Source organism: Mycobacterium sp. 852014-50255_SCH5639931 (genome assembly GCF_001665605.1).
In the GTDB taxonomy this organism is placed as follows: Bacteria; Actinomycetota; Actinomycetes; order Mycobacteriales; family Mycobacteriaceae; genus Mycobacterium; species Mycobacterium paraffinicum.
The window spans coordinates 23,550-37,505 of record NZ_LZSV01000001.1; the positions used below are offsets into that span (position 1 = coordinate 23,550).

17 protein-coding genes are annotated in these 13,956 nt (G+C 67.2%); 5 read left to right on the plus strand and 12 right to left on the minus strand.

Features of this window, described 5'->3' with window-relative positions; genetic code table 11:
* The first annotated feature begins 41 nt into the window (after window positions 1-41).
* Together A5758_RS00100 and A5758_RS00105 are read left to right on the plus strand one after the other, a co-directional pair.
* On the plus strand, window positions 42-1,682 hold the full coding sequence (locus A5758_RS00100) for a pyruvate, phosphate dikinase (RefSeq protein WP_231987191.1): 1,641 nt from the start codon (window positions 42-44) through the stop codon (window positions 1,680-1,682).
* Window positions 1,679-2,293, plus strand: a complete 615-nt coding sequence (locus A5758_RS00105; protein ID WP_067734959.1) for a hypothetical protein — start codon at window positions 1,679-1,681, stop codon at window positions 2,291-2,293. The genes A5758_RS00100 and A5758_RS00105 overlap by 4 nt, the downstream gene beginning before the upstream one ends.
* On the opposite strand, the gene A5758_RS00110 is transcribed toward A5758_RS00105, so the two are convergent.
* The 3 genes from A5758_RS00110 to A5758_RS00120 form a co-directional block, all read right to left on the minus strand.
* Window positions 2,294-3,535 carry a WS/DGAT domain-containing protein gene (locus A5758_RS00110; RefSeq protein ID WP_067734960.1) on the minus strand — a complete coding sequence of 414 codons (1,242 nt, stop codon included), beginning with the start codon at window positions 3,533-3,535 and terminating at the stop codon, window positions 2,294-2,296.
* Window positions 3,536-4,441 (minus strand): alpha/beta fold hydrolase, encoded by a 906-nt coding sequence (locus A5758_RS00115; RefSeq protein ID WP_067734962.1) that lies wholly within the window; start codon window positions 4,439-4,441, stop codon window positions 3,536-3,538.
* 111 nt (window positions 4,442-4,552) lie between these two features.
* Complete coding sequence (locus tag A5758_RS00120) at window positions 4,553-5,026, minus strand: VOC family protein (RefSeq protein ID WP_067734964.1); 474 nt, start codon at window positions 5,024-5,026, stop codon at window positions 4,553-4,555.
* Between the two features lie 123 nt (window positions 5,027-5,149).
* On the opposite strand from A5758_RS00120, the gene A5758_RS00125 reads away from it, so the two are divergent.
* The gene (locus A5758_RS00125) at window positions 5,150-6,016 is read left to right on the plus strand and encodes an alpha/beta fold hydrolase (protein WP_067202754.1); all 867 of its coding nucleotides are present in this window, start codon (window positions 5,150-5,152) and stop codon (window positions 6,014-6,016) included.
* 68 nt (window positions 6,017-6,084) lie between these two features.
* Here A5758_RS00125 and gnd read toward each other — a convergent pair whose 3' ends face one another.
* Together gnd and A5758_RS00135 are read right to left on the minus strand one after the other, a co-directional pair.
* Window positions 6,085-7,107 (minus strand): phosphogluconate dehydrogenase (NAD(+)-dependent, decarboxylating), encoded by a 1,023-nt coding sequence (gene gnd, locus A5758_RS00130; RefSeq protein WP_067734965.1) that lies wholly within the window; start codon window positions 7,105-7,107, stop codon window positions 6,085-6,087.
* Window positions 7,108-7,122: 15 nt separating this feature from the next.
* Window positions 7,123-8,526, minus strand: coding sequence for a glucose-6-phosphate dehydrogenase (locus A5758_RS00135; RefSeq protein WP_067735055.1), 1,404 nt, complete (start codon window positions 8,524-8,526; stop codon window positions 7,123-7,125).
* 124 nt (window positions 8,527-8,650) lie between these two features.
* Between A5758_RS00135 and A5758_RS00140 the strand changes: the two genes are divergently transcribed.
* Window positions 8,651-9,475, plus strand: coding sequence for an adenylate/guanylate cyclase domain-containing protein (locus A5758_RS00140; RefSeq protein ID WP_067734966.1), 825 nt, complete (start codon window positions 8,651-8,653; stop codon window positions 9,473-9,475).
* Here A5758_RS00140 and A5758_RS00145 read toward each other — a convergent pair.
* The gene (locus tag A5758_RS00145) at window positions 9,427-9,636 is read right to left on the minus strand and encodes a hypothetical protein (RefSeq protein WP_067202745.1); all 210 of its coding nucleotides are present in this window, start codon (window positions 9,634-9,636) and stop codon (window positions 9,427-9,429) included. The two genes, A5758_RS00140 and A5758_RS00145, sit on opposite strands and share 49 nt — an antisense overlap.
* A gap of 101 nt (window positions 9,637-9,737) precedes the next feature.
* Between A5758_RS00145 and A5758_RS00150 the strand changes: the two genes are divergently transcribed.
* Window positions 9,738-10,427 (plus strand): guanylate cyclase, encoded by a 690-nt coding sequence (locus tag A5758_RS00150; protein ID WP_067734967.1) that lies wholly within the window; start codon window positions 9,738-9,740, stop codon window positions 10,425-10,427.
* Here the strand turns inward: A5758_RS00150 and A5758_RS00155 are convergent.
* From A5758_RS00155 to A5758_RS24885, 6 genes are all read right to left on the minus strand, one after another.
* Window positions 10,424-10,747 carry a putative quinol monooxygenase gene (locus A5758_RS00155; protein WP_067734968.1) on the minus strand — a complete coding sequence of 108 codons (324 nt, stop codon included), beginning with the start codon at window positions 10,745-10,747 and terminating at the stop codon, window positions 10,424-10,426. The two genes, A5758_RS00150 and A5758_RS00155, sit on opposite strands and share 4 nt — an antisense overlap.
* A 313-nt stretch (window positions 10,748-11,060) precedes the next feature.
* Window positions 11,061-11,594 carry a glycoside hydrolase gene (locus tag A5758_RS00160; RefSeq protein ID WP_082939516.1) on the minus strand — a complete coding sequence of 178 codons (534 nt, stop codon included), beginning with the start codon at window positions 11,592-11,594 and terminating at the stop codon, window positions 11,061-11,063.
* A 141-nt stretch (window positions 11,595-11,735) separates the two neighbouring features.
* Window positions 11,736-12,098, minus strand: coding sequence for a hypothetical protein (locus A5758_RS00165; RefSeq protein WP_067734973.1), 363 nt, complete (start codon window positions 12,096-12,098; stop codon window positions 11,736-11,738).
* 172 nt (window positions 12,099-12,270) lie between these two features.
* Window positions 12,271-12,942 carry a DUF998 domain-containing protein gene (locus A5758_RS24880; RefSeq protein ID WP_082939517.1) on the minus strand — a complete coding sequence of 224 codons (672 nt, stop codon included), beginning with the start codon at window positions 12,940-12,942 and terminating at the stop codon, window positions 12,271-12,273.
* A gap of 104 nt (window positions 12,943-13,046) precedes the next feature.
* A complete protein-coding gene (locus A5758_RS00175) occupies window positions 13,047-13,445 on the minus strand; it encodes a VOC family protein (RefSeq protein ID WP_067734977.1) in 399 nt (132 codons plus the stop codon).
* Window positions 13,446-13,551: 106 nt separating this feature from the next.
* Entirely contained in the window at window positions 13,552-13,929 is a 378-nt protein-coding gene (locus tag A5758_RS24885) for a hypothetical protein (RefSeq protein ID WP_197503658.1), read from the minus strand.
* Between the last annotated feature and the right edge of the window lie 27 nt (window positions 13,930-13,956).

A 13,956-nucleotide genomic window follows, 5' to 3' on the forward strand; every position in this document is an offset into this window, starting at 1 on the left:
CCAATCAGCCGCTGACCAGAAGGGGGTGCACCACGGCTCGTATCGCACGAGGCAGCGGCGCTCCCTGTAGCGCGTCCAGGGCCTCGCCTGACGGGCATTGCGTGGTGTTACTCGACGGCACAGCGAGTCATCCGCGGGCGCTGCTGGGCAACAAGGGCCACGGCATCGAGATGATGCGCCGCCACGGCCTGCCGGTGCCGCCCGCCTTCTGCATCACCACCGAGGTGGGGCTGCGTTTCCTCGCCGACCCCGGGGCAACGATCGACGCGATCTGGGACGACGTGCTGGAACGGGTGAGCTGGCTGGAGGCGCAGACTTCGCGCACGTTCGGTCGGGGTCCGCGTCCCCTGCTGGTCAGCGTGCGCTCGGGGGCCACCCAGTCGATGCCGGGGATGATGGACACGATCTTGGACCTCGGCATGAACGATGATGTCGAGCAAGCGCTGGCCGCGGCCGACACGGCGTTCGCCCGCGACACGCGCCAGCGGTTCGACCGCATGTACCGGCGCATCGTTGGGTTGGACGACCACGAATCGCCGCCCGCCGACCCCTATGCGCAGCTACGCGCCGGCATCGAGGCGGTGTTCGCCTCGTGGAACTCACCCCGCGCGGTCGCCTACCGCGCCCATTCCGGCGGCGCCGACGATCAGAGCGGCACGGCGGTCGTCGTGCAGGCGATGGTGTTCGGCAACCACGGCCCCGATTCGGGTGCGGGCGTTCTCGTTTCGCGCAATCCCGTCACCGGCGACCGCGCACCGTTCGGCGAATGGCTGCCCGGAGGACAGGGGGACGACGTGGTATCCGGATCGGTCGACGTCGAGCCGGTCACCGCCCTGCGCGACGAGCAACCGGCCGTCTACGAAGAGTTGATGGAAACCGCCCACAAATTGGAGCGCCTCGGGTCCGACGTTCAAGAGATCGAGTTCACCGTCGAACACGGCAAACTCTGGCTGCTGCAGACGCGGGGCGCGGAGCGGTCGGCGCAGGCAGCGGTGCGCCTCGCGTTACAGCTGCGGCACGAGGGGCTCATCGACGACGCCGAGACGCTGCGACGGGTGACCCCGGCACACGTACAGACCCTACTGTTACCGGCGTTGCAGCCCGAAATACGTTTGGCGGCAAATCTTCTGGCCAAGGGATTGCCGGCATGCCCGGGCGTCGCGTCGGGTAGGGCATACACCGACGTCGACGAGGCGCTCGATGCCGCGGAGCGAGGCGAGTCGGTGATCCTGGTGCGCGATCACACCCGGCCGGAAGACGTCTCCGGCATGCTTGCCGCGCAAGGCATCGTCACCGAGGTCGGAGGGGCGGCCAGCCACGCGGCAGTGGTCAGCCGCGAACTCGGCCGCGTGGCCGTAGTGGGGTGCGGACACGGAGTCGCCGCATCCCTGGCCGGCAAGCTGATCACCGTCGACGGCGCCGAAGGCGAAGTGCGCGAGGGCAACCTGAGCCTGTCCGCATGGTCGGAGAGCGATACACCCGAACTGCGGGAGCTGGCCGACATCGCGCGAAGGCTCAGCCCGCTGCGTGCCCACACCTCCGGCGGCCACCTGCGGCTGGACGACACCACGGAGGACGCGGTGGCGGAGGCGATGAAACGCGGACACACCGACGTCGTCTCGGCCACCCCTCTTATCGTCATGCTGACCGCACTGCGGCTCGCGGGTGAGACCACGTCATGACCGAATTGGCAGTGTTGCAGGCGGTTCGGCTGAAGGGCCGGCTGCGTCCCGCCGAGCTTGCCGGGACACTGAACGAGGACATTGCCGACGTGACGACCATCGTCGGACGGCTGACCACGGCAGGCCTACTGGTCGACGGTGCGACAGTGCGGATCACCCCCGCCGGGCGCGAGCGGCTCGCGGCGCTGCTCGACGAGGAGCGTAGCGGCGCGGACCGGGCGGCGCTGGCCGCCGCCTACGACGACTTTCGGCCCGTCAACACCGAATTCAAATCCCTGGTCACGGATTGGCAGCTGAAGGGCGGCCCCGGCGGCACCCCGAACGCGCACGATGACGCGGAATACGACGCCGCGGTGCTGGCCCGCCTCGAAAATGTGCATGCGCGGGTGCTGCCGATCATCGAGTCGGTCGCGGCGCAGCTGCCGAGGCTGAACGCGTACCCGGCGAAATTGGTTGCGGCCCTGGGCAAAGTGCGGGCAGGCGAGACCGCGTGGCTGACCAGGCCGCTCATCGACTCCTACCATACGGTGTGGTTCGAGCTGCACGAGGAGCTGATCTTGGCCGTCGGTCTCACGCGGGAGGAAGCGGCCCGATCCGGCGATGCGCAGTAGCTACAACACCGCGTCGAGGAGCCGCACATAAGCGTCGATGTCAGGAACGGCCGACTCGGCCGCGTGCACGCTGACCGCGATGGTGTCCCCGATGCCGTGCACGCCGTGCGTCAGCCCCATCACCGGCGACAGCCCCGGGTAGCCGGCTGTCAGGACCACCCGGGCCCCGCCGAAGCTGAGGTCGGCCGGCCCGCGGTAAACGCTGGACACCACGGTGTTGCCGGACACCTGCTCGGGGCGAACATCGAAATCGAATTGGGCTACTCCCCAACGCAATAGGACTGCGGGCACCGCCGCAAAAGCTCGGTCGGCGTAGCGCGTAGCCGGATGCGCGAAGCGGCGCCGGCCGCCGGCCAGCTCCGCCGCGATCCGTTCGGCGCGGGCGTCCCACCCCAGCTTTGGATACAGACCCACGGTGACGTTGCCGAAGTGGTTATAGGCATGCGCGACACCGGGTTTAGCCATCGGAACCTCGGCGCCCAGCGTATCGGCGGCGCCGCCCAGCAACTCGGAGAGCGCCGCGGAGATCGCGGTCAGCGCTCCCACTGTGACGGTAGGGCCGCGCAGCTGCGAGCGGTGTCGCACCAGCGTGCGCACCGAGCAGGACGCGCCGGGGCGCGCATTCGTCGGCAGTAGGGGCCGGGGACCGGCCCTAGGGGCCAGCAGCCCCGCGCGGGTGTCGCGCTCCAGCTGGCGATGGGCACGAGCCGCCTGCGCGGCTCGCCACGGCAAGAACCCGGCCCGTAGCCGTCGCACCCCGGGCACGGGATCCGGCCGGCCGAACAGCCAACCCGCCATCGCGGATGCACGGGCCCCGTCGGCCAACGCGTGCGCGACCTGCATCACCGCCACGCTCCCCGGCCCGGTCACGCCCGGGATGCCCAGCACCGCGCTGAAGACGTGCAGCCGCCAGGGCATCCGGCACACGTCCAGCTGGTCACCGGCAAGGGCGACGACGGCGGCCAGGCAGCCGGCCCAGCTGTGGTCATCGAGGTCGTGGCGGACGACCTGGTCGGCCGTGACGGCCGCCGGAACCCACTGCGGGTAGACCAGCGGTCCGCGATCCCGCACTCGCAGCGCAAGCTCCGGGTCCTGGTTGGCCCGCCGGCGGAGTTGCTCGATGACATGGGCGTAATCGGCGGGCTCGCCGTCGAACGCGTAGAGCAAGAACTCGTCGTTGGGAATCTTGGCCGACATCCAGTAGAACTGCGCATCGACAGCGGCCAACCGCTGCGGGGCCATTCAGCCGGGCGAGCCGATGAACCCGAGGATCAGGTCGGCGACCTTGTCGGCCTGCTCGAGCTGCAGGAAGTGCCCCGCGTGATCCACGATGGCCATCTCGCTGCCCGGCGGCAACACCTTCTCCGCCCAGCGGGCGAAAGCCGGTGTCATGCAGCCGTCGTCGCGGCCATGCAGGTACAGGCACGGCCACACCGGCTCTTCGGTCCACAGCTCGTTCAGTTCGGCATACTGCGCCGGCGGCCGCGTGTTGCGGATCGTGGCGCGGTACGGTCCCAGTGCCGCACGCCAGCTCTCCGGCGTCCCGATCGCCGCGTCGACGTGGCGTAGATCCTCGTCGGCGCGATAGCCCGGTGACCACCGCCGCCACAGCAGCGGCAGCACCCAGGACGCGGAATGTTCTGGCAGCAAGGGCAATTGGAAATACATGATGTACCAGCTGCGCAGCAGTTGGCGCGCCAGATGGCCGGCCAGCCGCCCTCGCTCCGCCGCGCCAGCCTTGCGACGGAAGGCCGACGACGGCGGCACGGACATGATCACGGCCTTGGTGAATGGGCTGTCGGGCATGGCGGCCAGACCGGTGGTGGCGATCGCACCCCAGTCGTGGCCGATCACCACGTCACCGTCGGTGCCGCCCGCTGCCGAGCGCACCCGCAAGGCATCGTCCATCATCGCGCCGACGTGATAGCTGCCGTCGGCCGGGATCGACGACGGCGCGTATCCGCGCATGAAGGGCGCCACCACCCGCCAGCCGGACTCGACGAGCCGCGGAGCGATCTTGCGAAACCCGTAGGGGGTGTCGGGGAAGCCGTGCAGGCACAAGGCGATGGGGCCACCGCGTGGTCCCCAGGTGAGTGCCTTCAGGTCCCCCGCAGGGCTGGGCACGTCGATCCAGCCTGGTTCACCCATATCGACTCCCTGCTCGGCGCGTCCGCACGGACCAACCTAACGCGTGCGGGCCGAAGACGCACCGACCACATGCCCTAAGCGGCCAAAGCGGTGCTGCGACAGGGAGTTTCGTTACACCCGCGCGGCGGCCCGATCCAGGTCGGCGATGATGATCTTTCGCATGCCATACAGCGCTTGGGTGGCTGCCGCCGCGCGTACCCGGTCGGGGTCGCTGATCAGCTCGTAGAGCCGGTCCGGGACGATCTGCCAGCTCAGGCCGAAGCGGTCCTTACACCAACCGCACTGCGATTCCTCGCCGCCGTCGGTCAACCGCTCCCAGTAGTAGTCGACCTCGTCCTGGTCCTTGCAGTGGATGGTGAAGGACACCGCTTCGGTGAAGTGGAAGTGCGGGCCACCGTTGATGCCGATGAACCGGGTGCCGTCCAGCACGAAGCTGCCGGACAGGACGGTACCCGGCTCGCCCGGCCCGGCCTCCGTGGTTCGGTTGAGGCCCTCGATGTGCGAGTTCGGGAAAATCGAGGTGTAGAACCTGGCCGCCTCCTCCAGATCGTGGTCGAACCACAGCGACGGGGTGATCGATGGCATTGGCCGCGGCCTCCTCATGGGCTGGTTGGTGTTGTCACTGGATAGACCGCGGCCAGGGTGAAAACTCATCGCGTCGTCGACCCGCGAGACGGTGCTTAAGCCCCCTATGTAACGTCAGGTCGCATGAGCACCGTCAGCAGCATCCCCCAGACGGTCGAGTTTTCCGGCGTCGGCGGCATCACCCTGGTCGCTGACGAATGGAATGGCGGGACCGACGGCGCGGGACGGCCGAGCGTCCTCATGCTGCACGGTGGCGGCCAAAACCGGCATTCCTGGAAAAACACCGGCCAAACGCTTGCCGACCAGGGCTTGCACGTCGTCGCGCTCGACAGCCGCGGACACGGTGACAGCGATCGCGCACCCAATGCCGACTACGACGTCGAGACCCTGACCGCCGATGTCTTGAAGGTGATCGAGGCGATCGGCCGGCCGGTGATGATCATCGGTGCGAGCATGGGCGGGCTGACCGGCATCCTCGCCGCCCACCGGGCGGGGCCCGCGGTGGTGACCCGGCTGGTCCTCGTCGACGTGGTGCCCCGATTCGAGAAGGGCGGCAGCGCCCGTATTCGCGATTTCATGATCAGCGGCCTCGACGGTTTCGACTCGCTGGAGGAGGCCGCCGACGCCGTTGCCGACTATCTCCCGTACCGGGACAAGCCGCGCAGCCCCGAGGGCCTGAAGAAGAACCTGCGCCTGCGTGACAACGGCCGCTGGTACTGGCACTGGGACCCGGCGTTCATGACCAAGCCCGGCGACGATCCCGAGTTGCGCACCGAGAAGTTCGAGCAGGCCGCGAAGAGCCTCTCGATTCCTGTCCTGCTGATCCGCGGAAAGCTGTCCGACGTGGTAAGCCCCGAAGGCGTCCGGCATTTCCTGGCCAGCGTGCCCCGCGCGGAGTTCGTCGAGCTGTCCAACGCCGGGCACACCGCGGCCGGCGACGACAACGACGCGTTCAGCGACGCCGTGGTGAAGTTCGTCAAGCGGCACTGATTGGCGGCGACCCGCTCGTCCCGATGGCGGCGACCCGTCCCCCGGCTACGCCGCGCTTGCGATCGCCGCTAGTTAGCCGGCTTCTCGGCGTGCCCGCCGAACTGCTTGCGCATCGCCGACAGCGCCTTGTTGGCGAAGTCATCGAGTGAGCGCGAGGCGAAGCGGGACTGCAGCGCGGTCGTCAGCACCGGCGAAGGGACGCCCTCGTCGATCGCCGCGATCGCGGTCCACCGGCCCTCCCCGGAGTCGGAGACCCGCCCGGAGAACTCCGTCAGATCGGGCGAATCGTGCAGCGCGATCGCGGTCAGGTCCAACAGCCAGGAGCCGATGACGCTGCCGCGGCGCCAAACCTCGGCGACCTCGGGGATGTCGAAGTCGTATTGGTAGAACTCCGGATTCGACAGCGGCGCCGTTTCGGCGTCGCCCTCTTGCACCTGCTTGCCGATGTCGGCACCGCGCAGGATGTTCAGCCCCTCGGCGAGCGAGGCCATCATCCCGTACTCGATGCCGTTGTGCACCATCTTGACGAAGTGCCCGGCGCCGGACGGCCCGCAGTGCAGGTAACCCTTTTCCGACCGCGCGACCTCGCCGTCGCGGCCGGGAGTGCGCGGCGCCGCGTCGACGCCGGGCGCGACGCTGGCGAAGATCGGTTCGGCGTGCAGGAAAGCTTCGTCGTCGCCGCCGATCATCAGGCAGTAGCCGCGTTCCCGGCCCCACACGCCGCCGCTGGTGCCGCAGTCGAGTAGGTGAATGCCCTTCTCCGACAGCGTCTTTGCGTGTCTGATGTCGTCGCGGTAGTACGAGTTGCCGCCGTCGATGACGATGTCGCCGGAGTCCAGTGTCTCGGCAAGCTCCTCGATGACGCCCGTCGTGATGGTTCCAGCCGGCACCATCACCCAGACGACCCGCGGAGCGTTTAGCTTTTCTGCGAGCTCCTGCAGGGACGACGTCCCGGTGGTCCGCTCCTCCCCCGCCATCGCCTTGACCGCGTCGGGGTTGTGGTCGTAGACCACGCATTCGTGTCCGTCCTTGGCGACGCGGCGGACGATGTTCGCGCCCATCCGGCCGAGGCCGATCATCCCGAGCTGCATCTCTTCCTGTTCTCCTTACTGTGACGTCTGCTTTGGCAGCCACGGCTCGTGCCAGCTGCGGTGACCGTGCAGCAGCGACTGCGCGGCCTCGGGTCCCCAGGAGCCCTGGTCGTAGTGATGGATCCGGCCCGGCTTGTCCAGCACGGGCTGCACGATCCGCCATGTCTCCTCGATCGCGTCTTCCCGGGCGAACAACTGGCGGTCCCCGGTGAGCGCGGCGTAAAGGAGCCGTTCGTAGGGACGCACGGCTTCCCCGAGATCCTCGGCGAACGACGAGTCCATGTGTACGTCGTGCCATTCGTCGCCGACTTGGGCGGACAACTGCAGCCGCATCCCCGGATCGGGATCGATGCGCAGCACGATCTGGTTGGGCGCGGGCGGCCGACGGTTGGGCAGGAACGAAAATCCGGGAACGTGGTGGAGGAACATCCGCACCTCGGTGACCTTCTCCGGCAACGCTTTTCCTGCGCGCAAGAAGATCGGCACGCCCGCCCAGCGCCAGTTGTCGACCTCGGTCCGCAGCGCGATATAGGTCTCGGTTTGGGAATCCTTGGCCACCCCGTCCACGTCGGTGTAGCCGCGGTACTGGCCACGGACGCAACGCTCGGGATCCAGCGCCGGCATCGCGCGGAACACCTCGGCCTTCTTGTCGTTCAGGTCGTCGGCGCTGGGACCGACCGGGGGCTCCATCGCGACCAGCGCGAGCACTTGGAGCAGATGATTCTGCACGACGTCGCGCAGGGCGCCGACCGCGTCGTAGAACTTGCCGCGGTCCTCGATGCCGAAATCCTCGGCCATGGTGATGTGAATTTCGGAAATGCTGTCCCGGTCCCAGAGCTTGGCCAGGCCGTTGTTGGCGAAGCGCAGGTATTGCAGCTCTTCGACGGGTTGCTTGCCCAGGAAGTGATCCACCCGCAGGATCTGGTCCTCGTCGAGCACCGCACGCAACCGGGCGTTCAGGTCGCGCGCGGAGGCCAGGTCGTGGCCGAACGGCTTCTCCACCGCGACGCGTGCGCACTCCAACAGGTCGGCCTTGGCGAGGTTCTCCACGATCGGCGCGAACAGGGACGGCGGCATTTCCAGGTAGTACAGGGGCCGGCAGTCCTTGCCGATCTTCTCGGCGAGCTGGCCGTAGAGCTTGTCGTCGGTGACGTCGCCGTGCAGATAGGACAGCCGGCCCGCGAGCCGGTCGAACACCGCGTCGTCGAACTTCTCACCCGACGCCTTGATGGCGTCGCGGGCGCGCTCGACCAGCTTCTCGAGGGGGATGTCGTCGCTGGCCACGCCGACGATCGGGATGTCCAACATGCCGCGCGCCTCGAGCCGGTACAAGGCCCGGTACGTCATCTTGCGCGCCAGGTCCCCGGTGATGCCGAAAATCACCAGCTTGTTCGAAGAGTTGTCCCCGCCGTCAGCCAAGCCCGCACCTCCGAAAGTCATCGGCTCTTCCAGACTCACTACCCGCGGCGGTCGGACCTAACACTAGACACCGCACACAGACCCGACAACCTCAAGCCATGGCGACCTTTGGCAGGATGCTTGCGTGGGTGACGCGCTGCATATCACGGTCTACGTCCTGGCCGGCGTAGCCGCGATCGAGGCCATCGCGCTCGCCGTGCTGGCGCGGCTACTGGTCCGCAGCCGTCAGGAAATCGACGAGTTGCGGCACCGCGCCGACACCCGCAATTGGTTGCTGTCGGGCGGGCGCGAGGCCGTCAAGACCGTGTGGCAAACCGCAAACCTGGTGCGCAAAGAAGGTTTCGGTGGCGCCATACGCAGTTCCATCGAAGACCTTGCCGACTGGGCGGAGGTGGAGCGTCCCGACCTGGCGCGCGTCACGCCGGACGGCCGGGTGGTCATCCTGTTCTCCGACATCGAGGAATCCACCGCGCTCAACGAGCGCATCGGTGACCGGGCCTTCGTGAAGCTCATTGCAGCACACGACAAGCTGGTGTCCGACCTCGTGCAGCGGCGGTCCGGTCACGTGGTGAAGAGCCAGGGCGATGGTTTCATGGTCGCCTTCGCCCGCGCCGACCAAGCGGTGCGGTGCGGCATCGACCTGCAGCGCGCGCTACGCAGGGACGCAAAGCGCAAGCGGCACGAGGAAATTCGCGTTCGGATCGGCATCCACATGGGCCGCTCGGTGCGGCGCGGCGAAGATCTGTTCGGCCGCAACGTGGCGATGGCGGCACGGGTGGCAGCGCAGGCCGTCGGTGGCCAGATCTTGGTGAGTCAGCCGGTGCGAGATGCCCTTTCCGACTGTGACGACATCCGCTTCGACGAGGGCCGTGACGTCGAGCTGAAGGGATTTTCGGGCGACTATCGCTTGTTCGCCGTCGAGGCCCCGGCCGATCCCGATTCGGACTGAAAGCCCTCGCCGTCGTATTCGGCCAGCCGCTGGTGCAGGCGGGACCGGACCTCGTCGGCCGTGTAGGCGCGTCGTTTGCGTTGGTCGCGAACCACCAGCGCGCCTCCAGCGACGACACCGGCGACGCCGGCCAGCCCAAGCCATTTCCACACATTGCGCATGACCCCAGGGTATTCGCGCTGCGATTAACTTGTGTGCTCTTGCAGCTCCGAAGCCCAAGGGCTGGACGGGTACACGACAGACGCGAAGTACTCTCCTCATAATGCTCACCCTCGATCAAGCGCTGAACGAAACTCGCACGGGCGATCTCTGGCTGTTTCGCGGCCGTTCCCGGCCCGACCGCGCGATTCAGACGTTGACGAACGCGCCGGTGAATCACGTCGGCATGACGGTGGCCATCGACGACCTGCCGCCATTGATCTGGCATGCCGAACTGGGCGACAAGCTCGAAGACTTGTGGACCGGAACCAACCACCGCGGCGTGCAGCTCAATGACCTGCACCAGGCGGTCTTGCAGTGGACGCAGCGTTACGACCAGCGGTGTTGGCTACGTCAGCTGACACCCCACCCCACCCGCGAGCAGGAGAACAAGCTCCTGCGGGTGATCGCCCGGATGGACGGCACCGCGTTTCCCACCACCGCGCGGCTGACCGGTCGCTGGTTCCGCGGCCGGCTCCCGACCATCAATGACTGGGTGCGTGGAATCCCCGTGGTGGACACCAAAGTTCGCGAGCAGACCCGGCGCCGTCGGGAAGAGCGCAAGATGAGCCTCGCCACGGCCTATTGCGCGGAGACCGTGGCGATCACCTACGAGGAAATGGGATTGCTGAACACGGACAAGGACACCAATTGGTTTGACCCGGGCAAGTTCTGGAGCGGCGACACGCTTCCGCTGGCGCCGGGCTATCAGCTGGGCGACGAAATCGCCGTCGCGGTAAGCGGAGCCGGCTAGTCGACCGACATCTCACCCAGTTCGGACCATCCCATCGCCTCGATGGTCTGGTTGATGATTTTCGGGGTGGACGTCAGTGCCTGCGGGAGTTCTTGCATCGCCCGCTGGAAGTGGTCGCTGTTGACGTGGACACCGCCCGCCTCACCGTCACGGAAGGCCTCCACCAAGACGTACTCCGCCGGGTTGTCCAGGCTGCGCGACCACTCGAACCAAAGGTTGCCTTCCTCGGCACGAGTGGCGGCCGTGAAGGATGCGACGAGTTCTGGCCAGCGATCCGTCCATTCGGGCTTCGTCTCGAACTTCACGACGATGAAGATCATTGCGGTCCCCGCCTTGCTCGCTCCTGGATACTGCGCCTCGCCCGACCGCGGCGAGCAGCGCCAGCATATCCGCCCGCAGGCGGGCCAGCCTCCAGCAAAGTGCGCCCCGGGCGTTTCGATTAAACACCCGGGGCGCACTCTCGCATTGATTCTGTGCGAATCACGGACCGCTTACTCTCCGCGCAAGTGGCCTGCCTCACAAACCGAGCGCAGACCGAGCTATTTCACTTCGCACTAGCTCCTGTTCTGCTCGCGTGTCCTATATGCGTCAAATAGTGCCGCGAAAGATCGAGACTTTCGCGAATTGATTTCGTTAAGGATTCGCAATTCCCGGGTCGCCGGCCGGCGGCATTTCGGGCGCCGGCGGGGCCGGGGGCGCGGGCGGCGCGGGAGCCGTAGCGTCGACCAGGACGGGCGAAGCCTCCGGCGGTGGCGGCGGCGCGTCGGGCGGCGGGGGAAGGGCACCTTCGCCCTCCGGCGGCACGGGCAGGAACATGTGGTGCGTGAACCCGGCCTGGTAGGCGCCAGCGCCACCGATGTGCACTCCGCCGTGCTCACCGCTGGACACCGGGGTCCCGTCCGGCAGGGTCGCGGCTGTGTGGCCGCCGTTCCACCCGATCACGAGGGCGTTGGGGGCGGTTCCGTATTGAAAGCCGCGCGCCAACAAAGCCGCTTCTTCGTTCCCGGTGTTGAACCGGTTTCCGAAGACGGGCCTGTCGGATGCCGCGTTGGCAACCCAGGAAACGAGTCCTGAGCAATCCGTCCCGGAGGGAGAATCCCCACCCGCAATATAGGGCGTTCCGGATACCTGATTGATCAATGACATCAATGTTGCAAGTACTACCATGGCCGGGGACGCTAGCAATAGCGGTTATTAATCGCCAAAATTTGTGGCGCACGTCATTCGCAAACCGCACAATGGCCTTCGCCGCATTTCAGCAAACCCGGCCCCGCTGTAGATACCGCTGTCAGCAAACGGTGCGGCAGGTCAGTCGGGGTAGTCGGGCCCGCGTTTGGTGTCCGCAATTTCACGGTCGATGTCGGCCTGCTCTCGCCGGGCCGTGTCATTCCTGCGCCTCGTTTGTTCGTCCACGCGCCGGAGCCGGTCGCGCTCACGCTGTTCGGACGTGCCCTCGCGTTCGTCCGCGCGGCGCTCCCGTTCGTCCGCTACTCGCTCGCGCTCGTCGGCGATTTGATCCCGCTGGTCGGCAAGACGATCTCGTCTGCCGGCCATCCACTCGCGCCTCCCGACTTCGGCCTCGCGATCCACGATCCCCTTCTCGCGCTCGTCGAGCGTCTCGGCCGGGCGTTCGGGCTCCTCAGGCGTGTCAGGGCAGTCCTCAGCGACCACGACGAGAGTTTACGCCGCGACGGCCGAGTACAAGTGCCCGCGCGCCCTGAGGCGCCGACGCGTCCGCGCGGGTCATCAACCAATTCGTACTGGGTAACCCGCGATTTCACAGACAGCAGCGTGCCAGTCCAGTGGCCCGCCGCCGTATCGGGTGGCGTCCGGCGAGGGTTCGTCATTGACAGAGGCCGCGAAGCGATAAGGAGCTCAGCCATCCGAGCCCGGTTGCGATCGAGATGCGCTGGAACAGCCCGCTTTTGCCGTCGAGGCGGGATCGGCCCCTGATCGCGGCGCCCAAGAGCAGCAGGCTGCCCGCCATCACCGTGCTCGATCCTGCCGAGTAGCACGCCCACCGGTAATCGCCGCTGCGCACCGCGGTAGCCGCGCTGGCCAGGCCAGCGACGGGTATGCCCGCAAAGACCGGGATCCCGCAGAGGTCGTGGATTTGCCCCGCACGAGTGGGCCGGGCCGGAGCGGCACCCCGGTTCTTCACGTCGGGACGCTCGCCGAGAAGGTCACCAACGTAATCGGTGACGAAGACGCCCGACCCAATCAGCCCAATGCCCGCTCCTGCGACGAGCGCCGGAACGGGACGGGGTCCGATGCGCCGCCGATCGCAGTGTGCGAGACCCGCAGCCGCACATGAATATAGAACTCCAGCAAGGATGAAATTGATGCGCTGGTACCAACCTTGACGACCGACCGCAAGCGAACTGACCGGGTAGCGCCGCCAATCGTAGCCGCGACGCGCGGCTCCAATCACGGTGAAAGCAGTGACGAAGAGCGGCCCGGCCAGGACGCCGCAGAGGAGCTGAGCAGAATGCGCGCGTGGTAAGCCGGCTGACACCTGCCTAGGCTACTCAAACGTTCAGTCTTCATTGCCACCGGCGGCTACGCCGTGCCCCTTGCAGCTCTCTCGGTACGTGTCCCGCCAAACCCCTTGTGCGACAGTTACATTCCGAACTTGGCGCGGGCCTCGTCCGTCACCGGAGTGAACAGGTTGACCAGATTCCCATCGGGATCCCGCAGCAGCAACGCGCGATTACCCCACGGCATCGTGGTCGGCGTTGTCACGACCTCCCCGACGCGCTCATGCAGCCGCTCATATTCCGCGTCGACGTCGTCGACCATGAACTCCACGATCGCACTGCGGTTGGCGGCCGGCTCGGCCGATCCGGCCGCAAACAGCGGCACGGTCTTGTCGCTGCCGATGGCCAGCGTGCCAACCGGCGTCGGAATTTCGGCGAAAAGCTCGTTGCCCCATACCGCGGGGGCCTCGGTGACCGTCTCGTAGAAATCGACAAGCCGCTTAACGTCGGCGGTGATGATGCGGGTGGAAACGAACTTCATGGAGCCCTCCTGGCAGCCGTGGCAGTGCAAGCTGGTGCGACGAGGGCATATTAAGGAACCCCGCCGACAAGATGGCCGCCTCAAAGGCGAACTACAGCGCGTTCCCTCAGGCCGGGGTCCAGATTCCGTTGTTCCAGAACCCCCAATTGCCCGCGCCCGTTGGATTCCACATCAGCTGAGCCCCCGGCGCCCATGCCGGCTGGGGTGGCGGCGGAGGCGCCCACGCGGGCGGCGGCCCCCAGGGTCCGGCACCCGCCGGGTAACTCTGTCCCGCCGGACCTTGCCAGTCGTGGCAGTGATTCCAGTCCCAGTTGTAGACCTTGCCCCAGCTCGGGTCCCACGGATTGCCCGGGCACCAATGCGAGGTCGGCGCGGCCTGAGCGAGGCCGCCCGCCAGCCCTAACGCGGACAACGCCAATCCACCACCCACCAGCACACCCGTCCACCACCGGCCCCACGGCCCCGCTTGTTTGACAGTCGCCATCGATCAAGCATGGTCGAGCGCCGACTC

Bases quoted from the DNA above. Each gene is read 5' to 3' on its own strand.
- A5758_RS00125 (WP_067202754.1), top strand. From the start codon at position 5,150: ATGAGCACCGTCAGCAGCATCCCCCAGACGGTCGAGTTTTCCGGCGTC.
- A5758_RS00145 (WP_067202745.1), bottom strand. From the start codon at position 9,636: ATGCGCAATGTGTGGAAATGGCTTGGGCTGGCCGGCGTCGCCGGTGTC.
- A5758_RS00105 (WP_067734959.1), top strand. From the start codon at position 1,679: ATGACCGAATTGGCAGTGTTGCAGGCGGTTCGGCTGAAGGGCCGGCTG.
- A5758_RS00115 (WP_067734962.1), bottom strand. From the start codon at position 4,441: ATGGGTGAACCAGGCTGGATCGACGTGCCCAGCCCTGCGGGGGACCTG.
- A5758_RS00120 (WP_067734964.1), bottom strand. From the start codon at position 5,026: ATGCCATCGATCACCCCGTCGCTGTGGTTCGACCACGATCTGGAGGAG.
- A5758_RS00175 (WP_067734977.1), bottom strand. From the start codon at position 13,445: ATGAAGTTCGTTTCCACCCGCATCATCACCGCCGACGTTAAGCGGCTT.
- gnd (WP_067734965.1), bottom strand. From the start codon at position 7,107: ATGCAGCTCGGGATGATCGGCCTCGGCCGGATGGGCGCGAACATCGTC.
- A5758_RS00110 (WP_067734960.1), bottom strand. From the start codon at position 3,535: ATGGCCCCGCAGCGGTTGGCCGCTGTCGATGCGCAGTTCTACTGGATG.
- A5758_RS00155 (WP_067734968.1), bottom strand. From the start codon at position 10,747: ATGATCTTCATCGTCGTGAAGTTCGAGACGAAGCCCGAATGGACGGAT.
- A5758_RS00150 (WP_067734967.1), top strand. From the start codon at position 9,738: ATGCTCACCCTCGATCAAGCGCTGAACGAAACTCGCACGGGCGATCTC.
- A5758_RS24885 (WP_197503658.1), bottom strand. From the start codon at position 13,929: ATGGCGACTGTCAAACAAGCGGGGCCGTGGGGCCGGTGGTGGACGGGT.
- A5758_RS00160 (WP_082939516.1), bottom strand. From the start codon at position 11,594: ATGGTAGTACTTGCAACATTGATGTCATTGATCAATCAGGTATCCGGA.